At 72.7% G+C, this 17516-nt stretch carries 17 protein-coding genes; 8 read left to right on the forward strand and 9 right to left on the reverse strand.

Going from position 1 to position 17516, the window contains the following annotated elements; genetic code table 11:
- Positions 1–33 precede the first annotated feature (33 nt).
- The 3 genes from ACWEJX_RS17770 (at position 34) to ACWEJX_RS17780 (ending at position 3655) form a co-directional block, all read left to right on the forward strand.
- Positions 34–1125, forward strand: a complete 1092-nt coding sequence (locus ACWEJX_RS17770; RefSeq protein WP_451608356.1) for an Lrp/AsnC family transcriptional regulator — start codon at positions 34–36, stop codon at positions 1123–1125.
- A gap of 239 nt (positions 1126–1364) precedes the next feature.
- Positions 1365–2513, forward strand: a complete 1149-nt coding sequence (locus tag ACWEJX_RS17775; protein WP_451608357.1) for a tetratricopeptide repeat protein — start codon at positions 1365–1367, stop codon at positions 2511–2513.
- Positions 2514–2602: 89 nt separating this feature from the next.
- The gene (locus ACWEJX_RS17780) at positions 2603–3655 is read left to right on the forward strand and encodes a polyprenyl synthetase family protein (RefSeq protein WP_451608382.1); all 1053 of its coding nucleotides are present in this window, start codon (positions 2603–2605) and stop codon (positions 3653–3655) included.
- Positions 3656–3886: 231 nt separating this feature from the next.
- Here ACWEJX_RS17780 and ACWEJX_RS17785 read toward each other — a convergent pair whose 3' ends face one another.
- Entirely contained in the window at positions 3887–4696 is an 810-nt protein-coding gene (locus ACWEJX_RS17785; protein ID WP_451608358.1) for an SDR family oxidoreductase, read from the reverse strand.
- Between the two features lie 168 nt (positions 4697–4864).
- Here ACWEJX_RS17785 and ACWEJX_RS17790 point away from each other — a divergent pair, with 168 nt between their 5' ends.
- Positions 4865–6013, forward strand: a complete 1149-nt coding sequence (locus tag ACWEJX_RS17790; protein WP_451608359.1) for a hypothetical protein — start codon at positions 4865–4867, stop codon at positions 6011–6013.
- A 138-nt stretch (positions 6014–6151) separates the two neighbouring features.
- Here ACWEJX_RS17790 and ACWEJX_RS17795 read toward each other — a convergent pair whose 3' ends face one another.
- From ACWEJX_RS17795 to ACWEJX_RS17810, 4 genes are all read right to left on the reverse strand, one after another.
- A complete protein-coding gene (locus ACWEJX_RS17795; RefSeq protein ID WP_451608360.1) occupies positions 6152–6955 on the reverse strand; it encodes a polysaccharide deacetylase family protein in 804 nt (267 codons plus the stop codon).
- A 616-nt stretch (positions 6956–7571) separates the two neighbouring features.
- Positions 7572–8867 carry an MFS transporter gene (locus tag ACWEJX_RS17800; RefSeq protein ID WP_451608361.1) on the reverse strand — a complete coding sequence of 432 codons (1296 nt, stop codon included), beginning with the start codon at positions 8865–8867 and terminating at the stop codon, positions 7572–7574.
- Entirely contained in the window at positions 8864–9403 is a 540-nt protein-coding gene (locus tag ACWEJX_RS17805; protein WP_451608362.1) for an ArsR/SmtB family transcription factor, read from the reverse strand. The genes ACWEJX_RS17800 and ACWEJX_RS17805 overlap by 4 nt, the downstream gene beginning before the upstream one ends.
- A 277-nt stretch (positions 9404–9680) precedes the next feature.
- Positions 9681–11348: a hypothetical protein gene (locus tag ACWEJX_RS17810; RefSeq protein WP_451608363.1), complete on the reverse strand. Its 1668-nt coding sequence runs from the start codon at positions 11346–11348 to the stop codon at positions 9681–9683.
- Positions 11349–11554: 206 nt separating this feature from the next.
- On the opposite strand from ACWEJX_RS17810, the gene ACWEJX_RS17815 reads away from it, so the two are divergent.
- Positions 11555–12841 carry a cytochrome P450 family protein gene (locus tag ACWEJX_RS17815; protein ID WP_451608364.1) on the forward strand — a complete coding sequence of 429 codons (1287 nt, stop codon included), beginning with the start codon at positions 11555–11557 and terminating at the stop codon, positions 12839–12841.
- A 25-nt stretch (positions 12842–12866) separates the two neighbouring features.
- Here ACWEJX_RS17815 and ACWEJX_RS17820 read toward each other — a convergent pair whose 3' ends face one another.
- From ACWEJX_RS17820 to ACWEJX_RS17830, 3 genes are all read right to left on the reverse strand, one after another.
- Positions 12867–13232, reverse strand: a complete 366-nt coding sequence (locus ACWEJX_RS17820; protein ID WP_451608365.1) for a hypothetical protein — start codon at positions 13230–13232, stop codon at positions 12867–12869.
- Positions 13229–13834 carry an RNA polymerase sigma factor gene (locus tag ACWEJX_RS17825; RefSeq protein WP_451608366.1) on the reverse strand — a complete coding sequence of 202 codons (606 nt, stop codon included), beginning with the start codon at positions 13832–13834 and terminating at the stop codon, positions 13229–13231. Before ACWEJX_RS17825 ends, ACWEJX_RS17820 begins: the two co-directional genes overlap by 4 nt.
- A 347-nt stretch (positions 13835–14181) precedes the next feature.
- On the reverse strand, positions 14182–14376 hold the full coding sequence (locus ACWEJX_RS17830; protein ID WP_451608367.1) for a TetR family transcriptional regulator: 195 nt from the start codon (positions 14374–14376) through the stop codon (positions 14182–14184).
- On the opposite strand from ACWEJX_RS17830, the gene ACWEJX_RS17835 reads away from it, so the two are divergent.
- Both ACWEJX_RS17835 and ACWEJX_RS17840 read left to right on the forward strand, forming a co-directional pair.
- The gene (locus ACWEJX_RS17835; RefSeq protein WP_451608368.1) at positions 14362–14664 is read left to right on the forward strand and encodes a zinc-binding dehydrogenase; all 303 of its coding nucleotides are present in this window, start codon (positions 14362–14364) and stop codon (positions 14662–14664) included. The genes ACWEJX_RS17830 and ACWEJX_RS17835 overlap by 15 nt on opposite strands.
- A gap of 69 nt (positions 14665–14733) precedes the next feature.
- The gene (locus tag ACWEJX_RS17840; protein ID WP_451608369.1) at positions 14734–15408 is read left to right on the forward strand and encodes a hypothetical protein; all 675 of its coding nucleotides are present in this window, start codon (positions 14734–14736) and stop codon (positions 15406–15408) included.
- A gap of 353 nt (positions 15409–15761) precedes the next feature.
- Here ACWEJX_RS17840 and ACWEJX_RS17845 read toward each other — a convergent pair whose 3' ends face one another.
- Complete coding sequence (locus ACWEJX_RS17845) at positions 15762–16406, reverse strand: dihydrofolate reductase family protein (protein ID WP_451608370.1); 645 nt, start codon at positions 16404–16406, stop codon at positions 15762–15764.
- 307 nt (positions 16407–16713) lie between these two features.
- Between ACWEJX_RS17845 and ACWEJX_RS17850 the strand changes: the two genes are divergently transcribed.
- Positions 16714–17484, forward strand: a complete 771-nt coding sequence (locus ACWEJX_RS17850; RefSeq protein ID WP_451608371.1) for a metallophosphoesterase family protein — start codon at positions 16714–16716, stop codon at positions 17482–17484.
- Positions 17485–17516 lie beyond the last annotated feature (32 nt).

Raw genomic sequence — 17516 nt, forward strand, 5'->3', positions numbered from 1 at the left:
CGTCGGCCGGGAAGTGCCCCTACGATCCGGCGTGTGAGCGAGAACCCTCCCGAATTGCAGGAAAGCCTCTCCCAGAGCCCGGTCACGCCGGATTCCAGCGGGAGCCGGCCGCCCGCGGGCTTCTCGGAGCTGGATCTCGCGCTGGTCGACGCCCTGCAGGCCGCGCCCCGGGCGCCGTGGACCCGGATCGGGAAGGCGCTCGGGGTGGACGCGACGACGGCGGCCCGCCGCTTCGAACGGCTGCGCGCCGAGGGCCTGGCCTGGGTCACGGCGTACGACGCGGCGAAGACCGCGACGGTCGCCTATGTGGAGGTGCGGTGCCGAGCGCGGGCCTTCGACCGGGTGAGCGCCGCGGTGACGGCGCTGCCGTGGGTGTTCAGCGTCGACGAGACGGCCGGCGACTTCGACCTCTTCCTGTCCGTGGCCGCCCCCGACCTGCCCTCGCTGGGCCGCGCCGTACACCGCGGGATCGGCGGTCTGCGCGGGGTCCGCTCCACCCGCACCCGGCTGGGCATCACGCTGTACGGGGAGGGGCGCGACTGGCGCATGCGGGCGATGAACCCGGCGGTACGGGCCGGACTCGACGAACAGGAGGCCGCACGCCCCCGGACGTACAGCACCCACCTCCACCAGCGGCCCGCACCGTCGGATCAGGCACTGATCGCCGCGCTCGGCGGCGACGGGCGGCTCGGGTACGCGGAGCTCGGCGCGCTGACGGGCATGAGCGAGCACTCGGCGCGTCGCCGGCTCCAGCGGCTGATGCGCGACGGTGACATCACCCTGCGCTGCGACCTGGCCCACCCGCTGGCGGGCCTGTCCACGATGGTGATCTACCGGACGTCGGTGCCGCACGCCCTCCTGGAGCAGACCGGCAGCGCGCTGGCCCGGTTCGAGCAGGTCCGCATGTGCGTGTCGGTGAGCGGCCCGTACAACCTCCTCGTCCTCGTCTGGCTGCACGGCCTCGGCGCGGTCGACCCCTTCGAAGCCCTCCTGGCCGACCGCTTCCCGGCCCTGGAGGTCAAGGACCGCACGGTGTCCCTGCACTCACCGAAACGCATGGCCTGGCTCCTGGACGAACACGGCCGCGCCACGGGCCGGGTCCCGCTAGGGCTGCCGTCCTACTGAGGCGGCGGGCGACCGGCGGCCCCGCCGGCACCGGCAGCAGACGCACGTGCGGACGGTGCCGCCGCCACCAGGCCCTGGTGTCCGTCGCGTTGAGGAGATTCCGGCGGCCGCGTAGCACTTGAGGATGACCCGCCGCCCATACGCAGACGGACTTTCCGGCCGATACGGAACCCGGCACCGCCGACACCGTCTCCCCCCTCGCGTCGGCTTGATCGTCGGGCCGACCGGAGGAGGTTGTGATGGCAGGTCAGGTGCGTGAGACGAGGCGGGCGAAGGCGTCCGCGCCGGAGTATCAGGGAACGCTCGGGTCGCTGTCGGTGAACGCCTCGCTGCCCGAGGTGCTCGCCCGGGGCGTCGAGGAGCTCCAGGCGGCGGAACGGGCCGGGGACCTGCGGGAGATGGCGCGGTGCGGGCTGGCCGTGGCGGAGGCGTGCCGCAGGCTCGGGCGGATCGCGGAGGCCGACCGAGCGTGGAAGGCGAGCTATCGGGCGGCGCGTTCGGCCGGTCACGAAGGGGCGATGGCGTGGGCGCTGTGGAGCGGCGGCACGCTGGCCCGCCAGCGCGGTGCGTTCCGGCTGGCGTACCGGCTCCTGCGGCTCGCCGCCGAGGCGGGCGAGCGGGGCGGGGACGTCGTCGTGCGGGGCTACTCGCTGGCGGGGCTCGCCGAGACCGGGCGCATCCAGGGCGATTACGAGGCCGTGGGCCGGCTCCACGAGCAGCTGCTCGCCGAAGCCCGCCGCCGCGGCGAGGCCCGGCACACGGTGTGGGCGCTGGAGGGCATCGCGCAGATGCACCGCAACACGGGCTCGTACGACAAGGCCCTTGCCCTGTTCGAGGAGGCGGCCGAGACGGCGTCGCGCGCCGAGGACCGGCGCGGCTGGGCGTGGGCCCTGCGGGGCATCGCCGACGTGGTGTCCGTACGCGACGGGGACGTGGACCGCGCCCTGTCGCTGCTCTCGCAGGCAGAGGAGGCCTGCCGGGAGATACGCCTCTCCAGCGCGCTCGCCTACAACCACAAGATGCGGGGCAACGTCCTGTACCGGGCCGGCCGCTACGAGCAGGCCCGCGAGCTGTACGCGCAGGCGCTGGAGGAGTTCCGCGAGATGGAGGAGCCGCGCGGGACGGCGCTGTCCAGGCTGGGTCTGGTCAAGGCCGAGGCCCGCCTCGGCCGTGCGGCCGCGCACACCGCCGCGGAACTCGCCGAACTGCGCTCGACGCTGGACCGCATCGGGCTACGGCACGCCCGGGACATGGTGGACAAGGCCGCGGCCGAGCTCGGGGTCGGGCCGCTACCGGACCAGGCCGGTGAGGGGGCGGCGGCGGAGCCGGTGCTGCCGACGGTCGGGGCGGAGGCCCTGCGGGCGGCGGACGTGGAGGGGCTGCGATGAACGCCCTGCCGAAGCCGTCGTCGCCGGCCCGTGCACGCGTGGGCACACCTGCCGGCTCGTCCGCCGCCGGTCCCGCGGGCGCCGCGCTGATGAGCCCGCCCCGCCCTCACCACCCCTCGCCGTCCGCCGTCCTGGACCGTTGCCGCGCACTGGTCCGGCCGGCGCTGGCGGAGGCGGTGGGCAGGTTGCACCCCTGGACCGGTGAGATGGCGGCGTACGCACTGGGCTGGTCCGACACGTCGGGGACGCCGGACCCGGGCGGGTCAGAGGGCAAGGGAGTGCGGCAGGCCCTGGCCGTGCTCGGAGCAGAGGCCGTCGGGGCCGACGGCGCCGACGCCGTCCCGGGAGCCGTGGCCGTCGAACTCGTCCACACCTTCTCGCTGCTCCACGACGACATCATGGACGCCGACGCACTGCGCCGACAGCGTCCGGCGGTCTGGAAGACGTACGGGACGGGCCCGGCCGTTCTCGCCGGCGACGCGCTCCTCGCCCAGGCCGTGTCGACCCTGGCCGAGGCCCGGAGCCGGCACACGGGAGCCGCGGTCCGGTGCCTGTGCAGGATTCTGAACACCCTGGTGACCGGCCAGGCGCAGGACCTGCGCTTCGAGGACCGTCCGTGGTACGGGCCCGGAGCGGTGGGCCCTGACGAGTACCGTTCGATGGCCGACCAGAAGACGGGTGCCCTGCTGGGGTGCGCGCTCGCGCTCGGCGCGATCCTGGGCGGCGCCCCCGACCGCACCGTGACCGCGCTCGAACGAGCCGGGCGTCATCTCGGCCTCGCCTTCCAGGCGGTGGACGACATCCTCGGCATCTGGGGCAACCCGGCCGTGACCGGCAAGCCCGTCCACGCGGACCTGCTCCGGGGCAAGAAGACGTACCCGGTCCTCTCGGCTCTGGCCGGAGGAAACGGGGCCGCACGCGAACTCGCGGCGTTCCTCACGGCCACCGGGCGGATGGACGACGACGAGGCCGCCCACGTCGCAGTTCTGGTGGAGAAGGCCGGCGGCCGGTCGGCAACCCGCGACGAGGCGCGCCGCCACCTGGACACCGCCCGCCACGCCCTGCACGACACACCGCTGACGCCCCCGGCCGTACAGCAACTGGAGACGCTGTTCACGCACTTGCTCGCCCGAACCTGGTGAGCTGATCCGCGCTCTCGCGACCCGACGCGGCCGCGAGGACGCCGGTATGCCGTCGGCGTGCGGCGGGGGGACGGCCTGGGTGAAGAAGCCCCAGCCGATCCGGGCGGCACGCGCGTCGCGGGCTCGACTCACGAGGCGAGCCCCGTGTCGTCTTCCCGCGCGGGCGCACCGCGGAGCTGCAACCGTGGGAACCCGGGCGTCGTCGAGGCGGTCGACCGGGCGTCCGTTGTGTCAGGCCTGGCGCCAGGAGTCGCCCTGGAGGTGAGAGCCGGCCATCGGGCCCATCCGCAGCATCCCGCCGTCGACGGCCCAGGACGCGCCGGTGACGTACGAGGCGTCCGGCCCGGCCAGGAAGTCGATCACGGCAGCCACCTCGCGCGCGTCCCCGGGCCGCCCCAACGGGACACCGGGGCGCCGTCGGGTGGTCACGTCGATGTCCTCCTGCCCCGTCATGGGAGTGGCGATCTCTCCCGGAGCGACGGCGTTCACGGTGATGCCGTGCTCGGCCAGTTCCAGTGCCATGACCTGCGTCAGCAGCCCCAGGCCCCCCTTGGCCGCGCAGTATGGGGCGGCGCCCACGCGGGGCTGGTGCTCGTGCACAGAGGTGACGTTGACGATCCGGCCCCCGTCGCCCTGGCGGATCATGCGGCGCGCCGCCCGCTGGGCGCAGAAGAGCGGGCCTACGAGATCGACGTCGATCACCTCTCGCACGGTGTCGTGATCCAGGTCGAGGAACGGGGTGGCCGTGCCGGTGCCGGCGTTGTTGACCAGAACGTCCACGCGGCCCAGCCGGTCGGCGAGCACGTCGACGACCTCGGCGGCGTCCGGCAGCCGGGTCAGGTCCGCGTGCTCGACGAAGGCCTGCCGGCCGTGGGCCCGTACCTCCCGCGCCGTGTCCTCGGCGCCCTGGAGATCGCGGTGCCAGGTGATCCCCACGTCCATCCCGGAGGCCGCGAGCCGGACGGCGGTGGCCCGGCCGATACCGGAGTCGGCTCCCGTGACGACAGCGGCGCGCGGGCGGTGACCTGCGGGTGCGTTCATGGTGCGACCTCCAGCGGCGGATCCCCCTCCTCCACGCCCGTGCCCGCTCCCCCACCGGTTCGAACACGCGGGTCCGGAATTCATCGCCCATGGCGTGGACGGGGTATCGCCCGCTGCCCGGGCCGCAGACCATACTGGTCTGGCCCTGCTCACCCACCGAACGGTTCCATGGCCAAGAACAGCACTCCACCGACCATCGTCCCCGACACCACGTGGCTCGGACGTGGACGTCACCTCGGGCCCGAGCCCGAGCGGGACGTGCGGCGCAATCTGATCGCCCTCAAGGCCGCTGGGGTGATCGACGAATTCCTGGACCTCGACCCCGTCGAGGCGGCCCGGTCCACCGACCTCTACCCCCGGGACGAGTCCGCCGATCCCGGCCCGCTGGCCCGTCGTGTCTTCGAGGCTCGCTGGCGCGTGGCCGACGAGGTCACGGTGCGCGCGCAACTGACCACGTACGAGCCCGAGTCCCGCCGTATGAAGAGCGAGGGCGTCACCTGGGTCCTCGCCGCCGAGGCGGAACGGGCCTGGGAAACGGGCTGGCCCTCACCCGCCACCGTCTTCTGGCCCGACAGCGACCAGATCGCATGGGATCACGACACGGTGCCGGGCGTACGCCTGCGCGCGGCGAACCCGCTGCCGAAGGACGACGACGAGCTGCGCCGCCGGCTGCGCGACTCCACCCGGCACAGCTGGTTCATCCATGTCGTGGTGCACGAGGCGATGACACCGGACGCGCTGGGGCGGCGGCCGGTCACGGCGTTCCTGCCGCCGAGCCTGCGACACCGGGTGGTCGAGCACCGGGCCGCACCGGAGCAGGCACTGACCGCCGACTTCGTGATGAAACGTGAGCTGGGAGTCGGGATACCGCGGGGCGGCGCCGTCGTCCTGCCCACCACACCGCAGGTTCCGGAGTACGACGCGGAGCGCTTCACCGTACGCAACGTCTTCCTGGACGGCACACAGCCGACCGAACTCCTCGACAAAATCGTGGAATTCGCCGCGCTGACGCAGCCGATGCCGGCTGACGCCGAACAGGCCGTGACACGACTGCGCCAAGGCTGGCACCTGTACACGCCGGACGAGGAACTCGTCCACGCGCGGGCCATGGTCACCCGGTACGCCAAGGCGCTTGAAGCCATGACGGCATCCTGCGACCTCTACCGGGAAGCAGCCGAGTCGGCGCTCGCGGCACTCGCGGAGGCGACCAACAGCGCCGACGCGCCCCAGGCGCCCGCACCGGCGGTCAAACAGAACGCCTCACCGCTCAAATCCCTCACCAGGACGCTCGCCCACTTCCGGAACCCGAACCGATGAACACCCCCCGATGAGAGGTCCAGCGGCCACCGCACAGCCCAGCGGCTGGTCGCGGACCTCCACGACGCCCCGCGCGACAGATGGGCGTGGGCCTGTCCGGCAGCGGGTGCGGGACGAGCGGCACGTTCTCCGTCCTCGTCAGGGAGTGGTCCGCACCGGGAAGCTGAAGGAGTGGCCCTGCTGCTTGAGCCAGGGCAGCACCTGTTCGAGGGCTGCGACCGTCTGGCTGCGGTCGCCGCCACCGTCGTGGAAGAGGATCGTCGGACCGTTGGGCAGCTCGTGCTTCACGGTGCTGACGATGGACGCCGTGCCGGGCCGCTCGAAGTCCTTGGTGTCGACGTTCCAGCCAAGGGGTCGCATCCCCGCAGCGGCGGCGATACGCCTGCTGTCCGGGGTGAAGGCGCCACCCGGCGCCCGGTAGTACTCGACCCTCGCTCCGCCGGCCGCGTCCTCGATCATCTTCTGCGCGTCCAGGATCTGCCGCTGCTGATAGGCGACGGGTTTCTTGTCCATCGAGGTGTCGTGGGACACCGTGTGGTCGCAGAGCCGGTGCCCGTCCGCGACGATCCTCTTGACCAGCTCCGGGTGCTCCTGCGCACGCGGCCCGACGATGCAGAACACCGCCTTGACCCCGTTCTCCTTCAGCACGTTCAACACCTTCGGCGTCCAGCGCGGGTCCGGGCCATCGTCGATGGTGATGTTCACCGACCTGCCGCCGGCCTCGGCCGCGTGCGCGATGCTCTCGGGTATGCGCACCGGCCGCTCGGGCCGGCCCTGAGGCTTCGCCGGAACCCGCGCGTCCGGCCGGCCCCCGGCCCTCGCCCGCGCCTGAGCGTCGACCTCGTGGTCTGTCAGCATGGTCGCCCCCCACGCCGTCAGACTGAGCACGACGGCCGAGGCGACCATGGCTATGTGCGCGCCGTACTTGCCCCTCAGCACCATGAACTGCCCGCCCCCGAAGCTTGATCGTATGCCTACCCGGACGACGTCCATCGCGAGAACGTTCCCCGCGAAGCAGGCCCGGGCCCACCACCGAGACCCACATTATCCAGGGGCTGCGGAAGGGCTTTCAGCACTCCCCCACCATTGGTCACCCACGCCGCGCGTCTCTCCGACACCTGGGTCGGGGCTCGACACCCGTGCTCCGGTACGCGACCGCCCCGCGTCGGCAGGTCGTCATCCGCGACCGGTCTACCGTTGAGCCGTGACATGGAACGAAGCCGAGTATCTCGACTGCCTGCAGTCCGAGCGGCGCTCTTACGCATGGGTGATGCGGCATCACGGCGGGCTGGGTCCGAAGGAGGCCGAGGAGGCCGCCTTGGAGCGATACCCGTACGAACCGGCTAGGGCTCCGTGCCGCGGGCTGATATTCCACGACGAGGCATGGCACTGGGCGATGCTGGCGATCCATGGCGAGGGGTACGTAGGGGAACACCCCGCGTTGGCTCATCCGTCACCGGGCTACCGAGCCCTTGAGTGACCTCCGTGGATCGCTACGGGCGAGCGCGAACCCGGCGACCCCGGGCAGAGCCTGCGCCTTCCCGGCCCCCGACACCCGTCACACCAGGTCAGCTGCACTCTCCTGGGCGCGGTCCCGGGACGCCTGGGGATCGGGATCCGCGGCGGGGGCGGCGGCACTCAGCGCCGCTTCGATCCGGCGGTTGTCGGTCATGGACGCCGTGACGGCCGTCATCGCCAGGAGGAGGCCGGCAGCCGCGTACAGCGGGGTGCGGATGTCGTAGGTGGTGGCCAGCCAGCCGCCGACGAAAGCCCCGAAGGGGGCGGCGCACATGGCCAGCATGCGGGAGGTGGAGGCGACCCTGCCCATGAGGTGGGCCGGGACGATCGCCTGCCGGAGGGAGGGCCCGAGCACCATCGTGGCGCCCATGGCGGCCCCGCAGACGGCGAGCGCCAGACCGGCCACGTACGGGTTCGGGGCAGCGGCCAGGCCCAGGACGGCGAGCCCCTCGACGGCGGCTGTGCAGATCAGCGCGGTGCCGGTGCCGAGGCGCCGGCCGAGGAACGAGGCGATGCCCGCGCCGAGCAGGCCGCCGGTGGCCTCCGCCGTCAGGAGCAGACCGAAGCCGAAGGTGCCGATGCCGAGGCGGTCGTGCGCGAAGAGCGCGAGGACGGTCTCCACGGCGAGGAAGGCGATGTTCCCGACCGCCGGGCGGAGCGCGAGCCCGAGCAGCAAGCGGTCACGGAAGACGTACGAGGCTCCGGCCCGCGCCTGTCGAAGCAGCGACTCACGAGCCTCCGCCACGGGCCGGGGCGTGGCGGGCAGCGAGCGTACGAGCAGTGCGGAGAGCGCGAACGACGCCGCGTCGGCGAGCAGCGGAACCGCGCGCCCGAGTGCGAGCAGGGCGCTGCCCGCAGGCGGTCCCGCGAAGCCGGAGGCGGCGGTCTGGGTGCCGCGGAGGCGGGAGTTGGCGCGCTCCAGGAGTGCGGGGTGACGGCCGAGCAGATCCGGCAGATAGGCCGTGGCGGCCGTGTCGAAGAAGAGTCCGCCGAGGGCGAGCAGGAAGGCGACGGCCGCGAGCAGGGGAATGCTCAGCATGTCGAGCGCGGCCGCAGCCGCCGGTATCACGAGCAGCACCGCACGCGCCGCGTCGGTGACCCACATCGTGCGGCGGCGGTCCCAGCGGTCCACCAGTGCGCCGCCGAGCACCCCGAAGAGCAGCCACGGCAGCGTTCCGGCGGCCGTGACGACGGCGAGCGCCATGGGATCCCGCGTCAGCGTCAGCGCGAGCAGCGGCAGCGCGGCATGCATGACGCCGTCGCCGAGCGAGGAGACGGTCTGCGCGGTCCACAGCCGTCCGAAGCCGGTCGGCAGTTTCTGAACGTCTGAGGTCACTTGGCCTCCCCTTCGGGCTGGTTGCGCGATGCCGGGTGGAACAGCGCGAAGACGAGCGACGTGTCCGGCAGCGACGGATCGGACAGCTCGCGGTACTCGTCCGCCAGCGCCCCCAGCTTCGCCCCGAGTTCGGCGAACTGCTCGTCGGTGAGCCGCAGATGCGCCATCCGTACGTGGCGCTCTCCGCCCGCCGGCGCCGCCTCCAGGTCCGCCACCGCGTGGCGCATCAGCACGTCCGGTCCTCCCTCGCCCGGATCCGGCAGCTCGATCGCCCGCGCGGCCATCGCGTAGTACCGCTCGGTGACGCCTCGCACCTTCCGCGTTCGGACGACCTTCACCAGGCCGGCCCGTTCGAGCAGCCGTACGTGGTAGCTGGAACTCCCCTTCGCGAGGCCCACCCGCTCGGCGATCTGCGTGATCGTCGCGGGCTCGAAGCGGAGTACGGCCATGATCCGGTGGCGCGTGAGGTTGGAGACGGCGCGTAGCTGCTCGTCAGTGGTGACGTGAAACGTCTCTGGAAGATCGTCGGTAGGCATGCGAGCAATGGTCAACGATTCTTGACCATTGCGCAAGGGTTTTTCGCGGGGAGTCATGACGACCACTCAGGGGGACGAGCGGGCGCGCTCCCCGCGTCACCGCGGCGAACCGCGCAGGGCAGAACCGAGCGACCGGCCGAGCGGCCGTACGCCCGGGAGCGGGAGCGGCGCCTGACCACGCGGCCGTCCCCCGGGGAGCGGGAGCGGGACCTGACCGCTCGTCACGTGACCGGCCGTCGGCTCGCGGTCGCGGCCGGTGCGGTCGTGGCCGATCGGATCAGTCCCCGCAGCCGTACGCAGCGGACACCTCCGCCAGACCCTCCAGGCCGCCGTCCGCGCCACAGCCCTCGCCCACCCGGGCGATCAGGAGGACCCGGGCCGGCACTCCGGCGGCCGCGTACGCGGCGAGCCGGTGGTGACCGTCCAGCACCACGCCGACGAGCCACCGCTCCTCGTGCCGGGCCTCCACGTATCGGTCGTCGATCCAGCCGAGGACCACGGCGGCGGGCCGCTCCCCCGCCGCGACGGCGGCCGCGTGGCGGGCGACGGTCGCCGTGTCGAGCGCCTCAGGCGACTGCGAGGGCAGGAGCGCGCCGTACGTGTGCGGTACGCGGCCACCCGGAACGGGCGCGGTGAGCTGGAAGTGCGCGACGCCGGGCCAGTGGTCCTCGGGACGGTCGTCGCCGTATTCGGAGTCGTCGCCGTCCGCCTCCGCCCGGGCCGCCGTTCGCCGGTACCACCATGACGCGGCCGGCTCGTCCACCCGCTCCAGTGGGAGGTCGAGCAGAAGGGCGCGGTAGTGACCCGTCTCCAGCTCGCCGAGCACGGGACCCCATTCGACGAACAACGCGGCGTCGAGCCGGTCCAGGTCGGCCAGCCGTCCGCGCATGCGGGCAGCGATCCGGGAAGCGCCGTCGTCCGGCCAGTCCAGCAATCTCAGGCCCAGTTCGCAGGTGTCACAGGGCGAGCCGACCCCGTACAAGGGCTTACGGTCGAACGTCAGTGACCGGTCCCAGCGCGGCCAGGTGGAGCCGGGCACCGGCGGGTCGAAGGAGACCTGGATCCGGCCCGCACCTCCGTCCACGGAGAACCGGGCCCGCGCGCCCGACTCCACGACGAGGTCCCGCACCGCGAAGGCAGGACGCTCGGGGCGGCCGTCGGCCCGTGCGGCCCATGAGTCCCAGGCGGCCCAGGCAGCACGTACGGCCCCCGCGTAAGCCGCCCCGCCCACCCCCTCCGGCAGGAGCGGGTCGCGTCCGGTGAGCCGTACGAGCGCGAGGTGGACGTCGTGCACCCGCTCCTCGCCGCTCCCGGCCAGCCATCGAAGCAGGTGCGGGACCGCGGCGGCATCACCCATCAGCTCCAGGGCGACGGTGAACGCGGTGTGGTCGAGCCCGGACACCTCGGACAGCCCCTCGGCGATCGGGACCGTCCACTCTCGGGCACCGAGGCGGCCCAGCGCGAGCGCGACGCGGCCGCGCGGGGCCGCCGGGTCCTTGAGGAGGGCGCCCAGGCGCGGCGCGAAGGACAGGTCGCCGGACAGCCCCATCGCGTCGACGAGCTCGGGGGCGCGCGAGCGGGCGGCACAGGCGGCGCCCGTGCCGGACGCCGTGGCCTCCTCGGCGTACGGGTGCAGCAGCTCGGCGGGCAGCCGCAGCCCGCGCGCCACGGCGGCCCGCAGCAGGTCCTGGCGGTCGTCGGCGGCGAGCGCGGGCCCGGCGAGCAAACGCAGCAGCACCGCGTCGCCGGAATCGCCAAGGTTCCGGAACAGCCGGGTGAGGTACGGGCGGAGGACGGCCCGGTCGGCGTCCGATCGGTACAGCTCCTCGACCGCCTCGGCGAGACCGCGAGCGCGGTCGATGTTCAGCCCGTACAGCGCGGTCCACGGGTCGTCCGCGTGCAGGGCGGCGCGGAGACGTACCTGGACGGTGTCGTGATCCCCCATGCAGGCAGTATCGGCCACGAACGGGGTGGTGACCGATCGTCCCTGGGTCAGACCACGGACCTCACCTGGCGCGGGGAGTACTCGATGGCCGGTTCGGCGGCTGGGTCGCCGGCGGAGGCGCAGGCCGACACTGACTTGTACAACCGGCCTCCGGCGTCGCACTGTTGGCCGGTATTCGTTCATCACGGTCAGTCAGGAGCTCCCGCTTGTCCACCCATACCCCCGCGCCCACGCCCGCCCACGTCGTCGATCCCGTCGGCGGCTGCCCGCACGCCCTGAACGAGGGTCTGCGGGCCCGGGGGCCCGTCGCGGACATCGTCCTGCCCGGCGGCGTACCCGCCGCGGTGGTCCTGGGGCACGACGCGCTCAAGGAGTTCCTGTCCCACCCCGACGTGGCCAAGGACGCCCGCCACTGCCCGGCTCTGAGCGACGGCACGATCCCCGCCGACTGGCCGCTGCGGGTCTTCGCCAACGCCCAGGGCATGCACACCGCCGACGGTGCCGACCACCGCCGGCTGCGCTCCCTCGTCGGCAACGCCTTCACCGCCCGCCAGGTGGAGCGTCTGCGGCCGCGCATCGAGGAGCTGACCGGCGGCTTCCTCGACGACCTCGCCCGAGCCGCCGCCGAGGACCCCGACGGCATCGCGGACCTGCGCACCCACTTCGCGCTGCCGCTCCCGCTGAGCGTGATCTGCGAGCTGCTCGGCGTGGACCCCGAGCACCGGGGCCGGCTGCACGACCTCACCTACACGGTGATCATCGCCACGGACACCACCCCGGCGGAGGTGATGGCCGCGGTGCGCGAGCTCGTCGAGCTGCTCGGCACGATCGCGGCCGCCCGCCGGGCCGCCCCCGGCGACGACCTCACCAGCGCCCTGATAGCCGCCCGCGACGGCGACGGCGACGGCGACCGGCTCAGCGAGGCCGAACTCATCGGCACGATGCGCCTGATGCTGGTCGCGGGCCACGAGACCACCCTCAACCTGATCAGCAACGCCGTACGGGCCCTGTGCACCCACCGCGACCAGCTGGCGCTGGTCCTGGAAGGCATGGCGACCTGGTCGGACGTGGTGGACGAGACGCTGCGCTGGGACAGCCCGGTCAGCTGGTTCCCGTTCCGCTACCCCACCCGCGACCTGCCCCTCGGCGACTCCGTGATCCCCCAGGGAACCCCCGTCCTGGCGGGCTACACCGCCGCCGGACGCGACAAGACCTTCCACGGCCCGGACGCCGACCGCTTCGACGTCACCCGCCCCGGCACCGCCCGCCACCTCTCCTTCGGCCACGGCGCGCACTACTGCATGGGCGCCCCGCTCGCCCGCCTCGAGGCCACGATCGCCCTGGAGGCGCTCTTCACCCGTTTCCCCGACCTCGACCTCGCCGTCCCCGAAACCGAACTGCCCCACCAGCGCAGCTTCATCGGCAACAGCACCGAGACGCTCCCGGTCCGCCCCGTCCGCCCCGCTCGTCCTGCTCGCCCCGCCGGGCGCTGAGACACCTGATGGACCGAGGCCGAGCTCAACGGCCTGTTTCCCGGCCCGCGCCGACACGCTCTGCCGCCGGGTGCGCCTTGGTGAGCGTGCAGACGCCGCCCACGCACCGGCGCTCCAGGCGGCCCCGGGAAACGGTCTGAGCCAGGCCGACCAGCCAGCAGGTGGGGCAGCCGCGGAAGGCGATCAGAGCCAACGGGGCCGCCAGCAGGGTGGCCGGGCCGGCGACGGGCACCAGGGCTATGGAGCCGACGATCAGCCCGAATCCGATGGCGCCACGCGCCAGGTGGCGCGGGACGGACTTGCTGGCGAAGTTCGACCCCGGCGCCAGGGAGTGCGCGGTCGCCGGTTCCTTGGCCTCCGGCATGGGCTTCACCGCATTCACGACCTTCATGGTGAACCTCCTCCTGCGGCCGGTCGGCCGACGGCTTGATCTGATGTCTGGCCGGTCGCTTCCAGTGCGTGCCGCAGCGCCGCGCGGGCTCGGTGCAGCCGCGATTTCATCGCGGCCGTGCTCAGACCGAGCGCGCGGGCGACGGTCTTGCCCGGCAGGCCCTGGACGTCCCGCATGATCAGGACCTGTCGCTGGTCGCGGGGCAGAGCCGAGACCGCGGCCGCGATCCGCTCCGCCTCCAGCCTGTGCAGCACCGCCTCCTCGGCGGACGGCTGCACGGGCCCCTCCGGTTCGGCCGGCGCCTCGCCGCTCGACGCGAGGAGCAGCCGTACCTGCCGCAGGCATTCGTTGCGCACGATCCGGAACATCCACGAGGCAAGCGCGCCCGTGGCACGCAAGGTGCCGATCTTCCGATAGAGGATGATCAGCGCCTCTTGGGCCGCGTCCTCCGCGTCCTGCGGTGAGGCGCACAGCGACAGCGCGAACCTGCGCACATGCGGCTGCGATTCCATCACCACGGTGGTGAGCGACGTGACATCACCGTCCTGGGCGGCCTTGATGAGCCGCTCGTCCGGCCAACGAAAACGTGGGTTCGTGTTCATCGTCAGCTTCGGCCCTTGTAACGCCGCATCACATGCCAGGCACACGCGCCCACGAGCAGCGCTCCGATCGCCGCGAGACCGGTAACCATCATGGGTGTCTCCTCCGGTTCTGCCGGCCCGTCCGGCCGGAACACACACAAGAGGCGGACAGGCCCGGAAAGGATTCACTCCCAGCGCCGCCGTCCCGTCCCGCCCTTCACGGCCGACAGGCCCTGGCAGGCGCCCGCACCGAGGGTGAACTCGTACAGCCACTCGGCCAGCCACGCTCCGGCGGGGTGGCGGCGAGGGCGTCCGCCCGCTCGGCGAGGTGGGTGAAGCGGCGGTGCAGCAGGGCCTCCAGCAGGGCGTCACGGTTCGGGAAGTGCCCGGTAGAACGTGCCGAGGCCGATGTCGGCGCGCCGGGCGATCTCCCGCAGGGAGGCCGGGGTTCCCTGTTCCGCTACGGCCTCCGCAGCCACTTCCAGGATGAGTCGCGGTTGCGCCGCGCGTCGGTGCGCGGTGCGCGCAGTTTGCCGGAGCGCGACCCAATGGGCATACGGCACCTTACCTTTGGCAACCGGAGCACTGCTCCGGTAGGTGATCGGCGTCGCCTCCGGACGGCACGAGGAGTTCCTTCTGGGCCTGGGCGTCGACCGGTTCGCCGCCTACACCCGAACGCCCGCCGGAGGTCGCCCGCGACGTGGACCTGCTGGTCGACACGGTCGGCGGTCACCGGGCGGGTCCGCGTAGCTGTCGACAGCGTCTTCCCGCTGCGCGACGCGGCCGCCGCCCATGCCCGCGCCGAGCGGGGGCACCTCCAAGGCAAGATCGTCCTGAACGTCACGGGGTGAGCGCCTTCAGAGCAGCGCGAGGACCTGTGGCAGACGCAACGAACGCCGCCGAAGCTCGTTGATCACGCCATGAAGAACGTCATCGTACGGCGGCGGCTGCGCGTCCTGGTCACGCTCTGCGCCCTCACGCTGGGTCTTGCGGGCGCGGGAGGCGCACAGGCGAGGCCGGCGGAACGGGATTGCCCAGCGGGCGAGGTCTTCGCCACGAACAACACCGCGATCATCACGGATCCGGCCGACCCCCGGCTCAAGACCCGCCTGACGCGCTTCGATCAGGAGGTACGCGGGATCATCCAGGCCAACGGCGCGAGGCCGGGCGCCTCGCAACTCCTCGACGGCGTCTTCTGGTCCGACGACCTTCAGCAGGCCACCTACGAGCGCACGCGCGAGTTCGACGTCCACCGGGTCGGCCGGGACGGGCTGCACCACATCGCCGGCGTCATCGCCAAGCAGTACCGCCAGGAGGCCGTACTGACCTTCCGCTGCCTGCCCCGCACCTCGCCCGAAACCGACGCGGTCGAGATCCAGGCCCCGGGCGTCAGCCCGGCTCGTCTGCGCGACGCACTGCTCGCGAACCCCGACGCTCGCGACGAGCTCGCAGGCGGCTCGGTCACTCTCGACGGGCGGCTCATCCTCATCGCCCCGATGAACGACCTGCCCTTGGCGCAGAGGTTCACGAAGGACCTGGGCATCGACTGGAACACGGCCGAGGTGCGTTACGGCGACGAAGAGTTCGTCAGCTGAACCGCAGACCCTCTCGGGTGTCCGAGAACCAGGATCCCGTGACAGCCCGGCGCTGACCCGGCCGAGTCGGTGCCGGGCTGACGGCCGCGCAGAACGCCCTGTCGGCGAGCCCGGGCCGTGGCGCGGGGGGCCGCCGACTCACCACCCGGCCGCCGCCGCGCCCACCTGCTTCGAGGCCGCCGCGACCGTCACCGGCACCACAGGCACCCCGGGCGACGACGTCATCGGCACACCCGGCAATGACTGCATCGACGGCAAGGGCGGCAACGACTTGATCTGCGGCGTGGGGTCGTGTCACCGGGCAGCCGGCTGGCGGACGCCTCGCAGCCTCACCGGCCCGGCGCGGGGTGGGCTCAGTCGTCGCTGCCGAGACCGCGGTCGGGAGCGCTCATGTCCCCTGTCGCGGGCGTGCCGTCGGCGAGCCCGTAGCGCAGGTACACGGTGCCCTTCGGGCCGGCTGCCGGGGGCTCCAGGAGCGTGAGGTTGGTGGGCACCGCGCCGCCGTCGAACACCTTCTTCCCGACGCCGAGCACGATCGGGTGCACCCAGAGGTCCAGACGGTCGAAGAGTTTCTCGCGCAGGAGGCTCTGCACCAGGTTCAGGCTCCCCACGACCTTCACGTGCTCGTGCCGGTCACGGATCTCGCGCACCGCCGCGGCCAGGTCGGGGCCGAGCTGTGCGGACCCGGCCCATGACAGGTCGGGCCTGCCGCGGGAGGCCACGTACTTCGGGACGCGGTTGAAGAGCGTGGCGATCTCGTTGTCCTCGCCTCCCTCCTGGTGCGGCCAGTAGGCGGCGAAGATGTCGTACGTCCGCCGGCCGAGCAGGAGGGCGTCCGTGCCCTCGTACGCGGCACCGACCTGTGCCCCGGAGACCTCGTCCAGCAAGGGCGCCTGCCAGCCGCCGAACGGGAAACCCAGTGGGTCCTCGTCGGGGCCGCCGGGCGCCTGCCCGACGAGATCGAGGGTTGCGAACAGCTCGATGTGGATGAGGCCCATGCCGTACTCCAGACGCGTTGGTTTTCTCCATCAAGAGTCAGACCGGCGGCCGACGCCAGACTCATCGCCGCGCCGAGCCCCGGCTTCACCCGGTCGGGCGGAACGGGCGGGTCCGCACGCACACGCCTCGATCCGGGCCCTGCCGAACCGGCGAACCGCCGCCTACGACGGCACGGGCCCCGTCCGGCATCACCCGGGCCGGCTTTTCCCGGTCCGGCTCGCCGCCCGACCTGCCGCGCGGCAGGGGCGACTACGCGCCGAGCGAAAGATCACACCGTTCGGCGGTCTTCGGCCCACAGTGGTGACCATGCTGAACCGAGTAGCCGTCCTGTCCGACATCCACGGAGTGCTGCCTGCCCTGGAGGCAGTGCTCGCCGAGCCCGACGTCAGCGCCGCCGACCACATCGTGCTCACCGGCGACATCACCGCCGGCCCGCAACCGGCCCAGGTTCTTGACCTGCTGACCAGCCTCGGCGACCGGGTCGTCTGGGTCAGCGGCAACGCCGACCGTGAACTCCTCGAATACCGCCGGGGCCAACGCGACACGATCCCCGATCCGATCGGCCCCTGGGCGGCCGAACAGCTCCGCGAGGACCATCTCGACCTGCTCGGCTCGCTGCCACCGTCCCTGTCCCTGTCCGTGAACGGCCTGGGGAAGGTGCTGTTCTGCCATGCCACCCCTCGCGACGACGAGGAGGTCGTGCTGGTCGACTCCCGCCTCGACCGCTGGCAGGAAGTCCTCGACGGAGTGGATTCCGACATCCGCACCGTGGTCTGCGGCCACACCCACATGCCGTTCGTCCGCCTCGCTCACGGCCGACTCGTGGTCAACCCCGGCAGCATCGGCATGCCCTACGGACGGACCGGAGCCCATTGGGCCCTCCTGGGCCCGGGCGTCGAACTCCGCACGACCCACTTCGACCTCCACGCCGCAGCCGACCGGCTCCGCCAGGACTCTTCCTACCCCGAGATCGCCGCGTGGGCCGACTACTTCCTGCACGCCCGCGCGACCGACGCCGAGGCCCTCGCTGCCTTCGCCCCACGGGACGGACGCGACCACGAGCCCGAGGAGGAATGATTCGACGTCCAGCCCTGATCGGGACGGTCTCC

The organism is Streptomyces sp. NPDC004788 (assembly GCF_053601115.1).